Source organism: Mycobacterium sp. TH-M25 (assembly GCF_057473665.1).
The window spans coordinates 1-5,837 of the sequence record NZ_JBYCLA010000212.1 but is presented as its reverse complement, the minus strand read 5'-3'; the positions used below and the strand labels follow the sequence as shown (position 1 = coordinate 5,837).

Annotated in this window: 6 protein-coding genes; 2 read left to right on the top strand and 4 right to left on the bottom strand. The window is 65.5% G+C overall.

Features of this window, described 5'->3' with window-relative positions; translation table 11 throughout:
- The coding region (locus AC2VOU_RS07125; protein WP_486956742.1) for a primosomal protein at nucleotides 1–991 on the top strand (991 nt) is incomplete at its 5' end.
- A gap of 113 nt (nucleotides 992–1,104) precedes the next feature.
- On the opposite strand, the gene AC2VOU_RS07120 is transcribed toward AC2VOU_RS07125, so the two are convergent.
- Genes AC2VOU_RS07120 through AC2VOU_RS07105 form a run of 4 tightly spaced genes read right to left on the bottom strand, consistent with a single transcriptional unit; the run spans nucleotide 1,105 to nucleotide 4,831 of the window.
- Nucleotides 1,105–1,932, bottom strand: a complete 828-nt coding sequence (locus AC2VOU_RS07120; RefSeq protein ID WP_486956741.1) for an oxidoreductase — start codon at nucleotides 1,930–1,932, stop codon at nucleotides 1,105–1,107.
- 1 nt (nucleotide 1,933) lies between these two features.
- Nucleotides 1,934–3,178 carry a hypothetical protein gene (locus AC2VOU_RS07115; protein ID WP_486956740.1) on the bottom strand — a complete coding sequence of 415 codons (1,245 nt, stop codon included), beginning with the start codon at nucleotides 3,176–3,178 and terminating at the stop codon, nucleotides 1,934–1,936.
- 8 nt (nucleotides 3,179–3,186) lie between these two features.
- The gene (locus AC2VOU_RS07110) at nucleotides 3,187–4,383 is read right to left on the bottom strand and encodes a sulfotransferase family protein (RefSeq protein WP_486956739.1); all 1,197 of its coding nucleotides are present in this window, start codon (nucleotides 4,381–4,383) and stop codon (nucleotides 3,187–3,189) included.
- A gap of 4 nt (nucleotides 4,384–4,387) precedes the next feature.
- Nucleotides 4,388–4,831 carry a nuclear transport factor 2 family protein gene (locus tag AC2VOU_RS07105; protein WP_486956738.1) on the bottom strand — a complete coding sequence of 148 codons (444 nt, stop codon included), beginning with the start codon at nucleotides 4,829–4,831 and terminating at the stop codon, nucleotides 4,388–4,390.
- Between the two features lie 75 nt (nucleotides 4,832–4,906).
- On the opposite strand from AC2VOU_RS07105, the gene AC2VOU_RS07100 reads away from it, so the two are divergent.
- Nucleotides 4,907–5,728 carry a mycofactocin-coupled SDR family oxidoreductase gene (locus tag AC2VOU_RS07100; protein ID WP_486956737.1) on the top strand — a complete coding sequence of 274 codons (822 nt, stop codon included), beginning with the start codon at nucleotides 4,907–4,909 and terminating at the stop codon, nucleotides 5,726–5,728.
- Nucleotides 5,729–5,837: the final 109 nt, after the last annotated feature.

Below are 5,837 nucleotides of genomic sequence, written 5' to 3'. Positions count from 1 at the left end.
CGAGGAGGTGGTGTCGGACAAGCCGACCGAGGAGTCGGTGGCGCAACTGGCCAACGCGCTGACGATCGTCTCGTCGATCGGATCGGTGTGCGAATTGCCGGCGGTGATGAAGTTTTTCAACGGCAACCCGACGCTGGGCTCGCTCAGCGGCGGCATCGACCACTTCACCGGCAAGGCCGGACTCAAACGCTGGCACGCCATCGCCGATATCGTCGGGCGCGGCTGGGACGACGTGCTCGGCGCCGTCGACAAGATCGTGACCATCCCCGAGGTGGACAGCACGGCGTCGGAGGCTGCTGCGACGGAGTTGGACGAACCGTTCGAAGAAGAGGTGCTCGAAACCGAGTCGGAGACCCCCGACGACGAAGCAGAGCCCGAAACCGTTGCTGCCGGCGACACCCCAGCCACCCGGGCGGCCGGCGACGAGGTGGTGCTGGGCAGTGACGAGGACTTCTGGGCGAAGGTCGGCATCGACCCGGTTACGATCATGACCGGGACAAGCACCTTCTACACCTTGCGCTGCTACTTCGACGATCGCCCGATCTTCCTGGGCCGCAACGGAAGAATCAGTGTGTTCGCCTCCGAGCGCGCACTGGCCCGCTACCTCGCCGACGAGCACGACCACGATCTCTCCGATCTGAGCACCTACGACGACATCCGCACCGCAGCCACTGACGGCTCATTGGACGTCCACATCACCGACGACAACGTCTACGTGCTGAGCGGCCTGGCCGACGACTTCGCCGGCGGGCCGGACGCGGTCGACCGGGAGCAACTCGATCTGGCCGTCGAGTTTCTTCGCGACCTCGGGGACTATTCCGAAGACACCACCGTGGACAAGGCGCTGGCGATCGACGAGCCATTGGGCAAGCTGATCGCCTACGTCTTGGACCCCGACTCGACCAGCAAGCCCGCCGCCCCCTATGCCGCGACGGTGCGGGGGTGGGAAGAATTGGTGCGCTTCGCCGAGTCGCGGCTCAGGCGCGAATAGCGCCGCAAGCCTGCGACGACGTGTGATCGAGCGTCGCGGCTCAGGCGCGAATAGCGCCGCAAGCCTGCGACGACTTGTGATCGAGCGTCGCGGCTCAGGCGCGAATAGCGCCGCTAATCCGGGAAGTTCACATCCTTGGTGACAGCCTTCCACTCCTCGATCGACGCGGACGTTGCGGCAATTTTGTCGCGCATCGCCTTGAGGACGTCGCGGCCCAGCAGCAGCCGCAGCGGCGGCTCATCAAGCTTGGTCACCATCAGCACGGCGTCGGCCACCCTGCGCGGGTCGCCCGGCAGATGGTCGGCGAACTGCTTGATCAGATCCTTGCGCGCCGCCACATCTTGATAGTCGGCAATCGGGTTGGCCGACTCTTTCATCGATCGCGAGGCCCAGTCGGTGCGGAACGCGCCCGGCTCGATCGCGGTGACCTTGATACCCAGCGGCCGCACCTCGGTCGCCAGCGCCTCGGTCACCGCCTCCAGCGCGAACTTCGTCGACGAGTAGTAGGCGTTGGGCGGGTTGGCGACCAGGCCCGTCATCGACGAGATGTTGACGATATGCCCCGACCGGCGGGCCCGCATCGACGGCAGCACCGCCTTGATCATGTCGACTGATCCGAAATAGTTGACGTCGAACAATTTTCGAACCTCGAGATCCTCACCTTCCTCTACCGCGGACAGGTAGCCGTGGCCGGCGTTGTTGACCAGCACGTCGATGCCGCCGAACGCGTCGTCGGCCGCCGCGACCGCGGCGGCGATCTGGCCGGCATCGGTCACATCGAGCGCCACGGCCAGGGCCCGGTCGCCGAATTCGTCGACGAAGTCGTGCACCGCGTCGACCCGACGGGAGGTGACCACGACGGAGTGGCCGTCCTGCAGTGCGGCGCGGGCGATTTCGCGGCCGAAGCCGGTGGAGCATCCGGTGATCAGCCACCGAGCCATCTCAGGCCGTCCCTTCCGGCAGACGCCGCAGATACGCAAGACGCCGGTCGGCCAGTTCGGCCTTGCGCTGCTCGGCGCTGACCCGCGGCAGATGCGGCACTTCGTCATCGAGGTGGTCCAGCTTGATCACCCGTCCGCGGGCGCCGAGATCCTCACGCGGCCCGTCCTTTCCGAACTCCGCCATCCGCAGCGTCAGAATCCCTTCCCGCAATCCGTCCGAGTCGATCCAGTTCGCCACGCCGGGATCGACGGGTGAGATCACATAGCTGTAGCTGCCGTCGTCGTTGGGATGCGACTGCGCCTTGTTCAGGCTGCCGGTGCGATCGACCAACTCCAGCGTGGTGCCCCAGATGTTGCTCAGCGGAACGGTGAAATATTCGGCGCCACCGTCGCCGACATCCACGACGAACGCCTCGTCCTCGGTCAAATCGAATCGGCCCATCACGTAGACCTGATTGCGCATTGCGCCCACCTTGTCGGCGGACCAGGCCAGGTTGAAATGATTGGGCGGCATCTTGTAGACGCCATGGCTGAGCTTTCCGGTGAAGTTCGCGAAGTGCGCCATCATCGCTGCGGTCGCCTCGGCCTGCTCGTCGATCGTGCGCGCCGGCATTGCCGGCGGGCCGCCGAGTCGTTGTATTTCAACGTGATTGGGGTCGTCCCGGCCCCAATCCAGCAACACGTCGCGGATGTAGAACTCGTGTGCGGCGGGGGTGCTGCGCACGTGGTTGGGCCGCCCGTTGGCCGGATCGGCATCGACGGTGATGGTGAAGCTGCCGTCGGAATCCACCGCCATGGTGCGACCGTCGAGCACGTCGACGGTGCCCATGTTCGCGTCCCACAGGGTGAAGTAGTTCTCGGTCATGCGATGTCGGCCGACGCGCCCGTGAATCTCGTACCGCTGGTCACCGCAGATCGGGATGACCCGATACACACTGTCGGGATTGTCTATACCCCAACGTGATCCAGGTATTCGACGGCCGTTGACCGGATGGGCCAACCGGGTGATGCAACTGACCTTGGGTCGTAGCTTGTCCTGGTTGGACGACCACACCGCCGCCGAGAACATCACCTCGGCGAACGCGGCATCGAATCGCCCGCGCATCGCATCAGATGCCTTGGCCCGGCCCAGCCAGGTTTCGGCGACGGTGCGGTAGGCCGCTTTGACGATCGGATGCTCGGTCAGTTCGAGCGCAGCCAACTCCTGTTCGTGTTGAGCTGCCGTGGCGACCGGGTCGTCGTGCATCACTGTCCTCACTTCCCGACATACTGTTCGAAATGCTTGTTGTACAACGCAAACCGCTCCTCGACGTCCTCCGGGCGCAGGCCGTAGTCAGCCAGGCTGTAGGCCGGGCGCACCGCCTCGCGGGGACGCTGCTTCAGCCACTGCCGCATTGCCGACTCCGCCTCGCCGGTCAGCGGTAGGTCGATGGCGTCATAGACACGGGCCACTTGCCCGATCGGGTCCCCTACCGCGTCGTCGAAGCCGATGTCGGTAACCCGGGCCGCTTCGTCGGTCCAGCCATCCCGCACCGCCATCGCACGGTCGTTCGTCCACCCCATCCGCTGCAGCCACTGCGCGCCGACGCGGTGCGGGTCGACGTCGTCGGCATGCATCGCATGAAGGGTGTGGTTGAGGCTGGCACCCGAGGCGATAGTGGCGCACGGATCACGGTGCATGTGGACGATGTGGAGATCACCGAACCGGGCCCGCAGAGCGCCCAGATAGCCGAGGTGAGCCGGTGACTTGAGCACCCAGCGCGTCGCGGACTCGCCGCCCCGTCCCAGAGATCTCTGCCGCTTCTGCCACTGCAGGAATTGCAGCATCCGGTGCAGGTAGTCGTAGGCGGGCGTAAAGTCCTGCGCGTCGAGCCAGGACCGGTAGTTCGGCAGGTGGGCGCCGGACTCTGGGATATGCGACAGGAAAGCATCGGCGAGGAAGACGATCTCTTCCTCGGCCTCACGCGCATACATCGGATGGATGACGAACAGGTCCGGCGCGAGTTCGCGGGACTTGGCTTCCCGGGCCTCGCTGACCGCGATCCTCGGATCGCCGGCATCGGAGCCGCTGAATCGGTGATCGAGCCGGGGCGCCGCCTCGACCACCTCCCACCCGTAGGCACAGTGCAGGCGCGGGTCGGCGGCCAGCAGCCGCTGCAGGAGTGTGGTGCCGCTGCGCATCATGCCGACGACGACGATCGGCGCCTCGATGCGCTCGTCCAGAATTTCGGGATGCCGCCGGATCCATTCCTGAGTACGCAGCCGCATCCGCAAGCTGTGCACGATGCCGGCGCGCAAGATGTGCACGCCGACGACGTTCAGGTCGGCGATCGCGTAGTCGTCCAGCAGCACACTGAGCGGTTCCCTGAAATCCCCGGGCCCCCAGTCGGTCAAGGCCTCTTTGCGGATAGCGTCGGCCTGCACGCCGGCCAGGTCGAAGGGCGATGTCACGCGATCAGAATTTCAAGTGCTGGCTGACATCACCGATTTGGTCGACGAACATGGTCCGGCTGTCGAACCACCACGCGCCGTCCACGCGGTGAAAGGTGTCCTTGTAGTGCCCGGTGACGATCACCTGCAGCGGCAACGTCGGCGTTGCCTGGGTGACGCAATAGTAGGACCTGCTGCGCGCGGTGCCCTCGGCCTCGTTGATGTCGAGCTGGACATTGCTGGTGTTGTGCCGGGTTTTCGGGGTGCCGTCCTCGTAGATCCGGGTGGCCATCTCATACATCTTGCGCACCCCGGCGACGCCACTGAACACCGTCTCCGGCGGGCCGTCTTCGACCCCGCAGATGCGCCCGCGCGCGAAGAGCGCGGCCACGCCGTCGAGGTCGCCCGCGTCGAGAAGTTCGGCATAACGGTAGATGAGATTGGTGATGTCGCGCGCGCTGTCCGTCATGTCTCTGGAATCGTGTCAGACATATCGGGCATCTCGGCTGGTTTACGTTGAATCGCCGGGTACGTTTTTACAGTCATGGGTGAAATCGACAATATGGTCGCCGTCGTCACCGGCGCGGCGCGCGGCCAGGGGCGCAGCCACGCCGTCGCGCTGGCCGAAGAGGGCGCCGACATCATTGCCGTCGACATCTGCGCCGACGTCGACGCGATTCCCTACCCGCTGGCGACGCAAGCCGACCTCGAGGAAACCGCGCGACGGGTGCGAGCTGCCGGACGCCGGGTGGCGCCCGTCATCGCCGACGTCCGCGACCTGCCGGCGTTGGAGGCCGCCGTACAGGCCGGCATCGACGAGTTGGGCGACATCGACATCGTGATCGCCAACGCCGGCGTGGTGGCGATCGGCGACCCACAGATCCGCGCCGAACCGGTGTTCACCACCATTGTCGACACCAACCTCAAGGGCGTGTGGAACACGATGGTGGCGACCGTGCCGTCGATTATCCGCAAGGGCCGCGGCGGTTCTGTCGTGCTGGTCAGCTCGTCGCAAGGGCTGATCGGCCGCGGGGGCGACGGCAGCGCCGCGATGTTCGCCTACGCCGCGTCCAAGCACGGCGTGGTGGGCCTGATGCGATCTGCGGCCAATGCCTATGGGCCACACAAGATCCGGGTCAACTCGGTCAACCCTGGTGGTGTCGCGACACCGATGATCATCAACGACTTCGTGATCGACGCGATGACCACCAACCCCAATCCGGCCGTCTCGCAGACCCTGCTGCCGGACGTGCCACTGGTCGAGGCGCAGGACGTCACCGAGGCGGTGCTGTGGCTTGTCAGCCCGCGGGCCCGCTTCGTGACCGGCATAGCCGTGCCCGTCGACGCCGGCCACGTCGTGATGTGACGAGCGGCTAGACCGAAGTTAAGGCTGTTTAAGTAGGCGAATTCTTCGGTTGACCTGGGGATTTGTTGGTTTTGGTGGGTGGTTGTTCTGGCTACGCGGCGATGGTGAG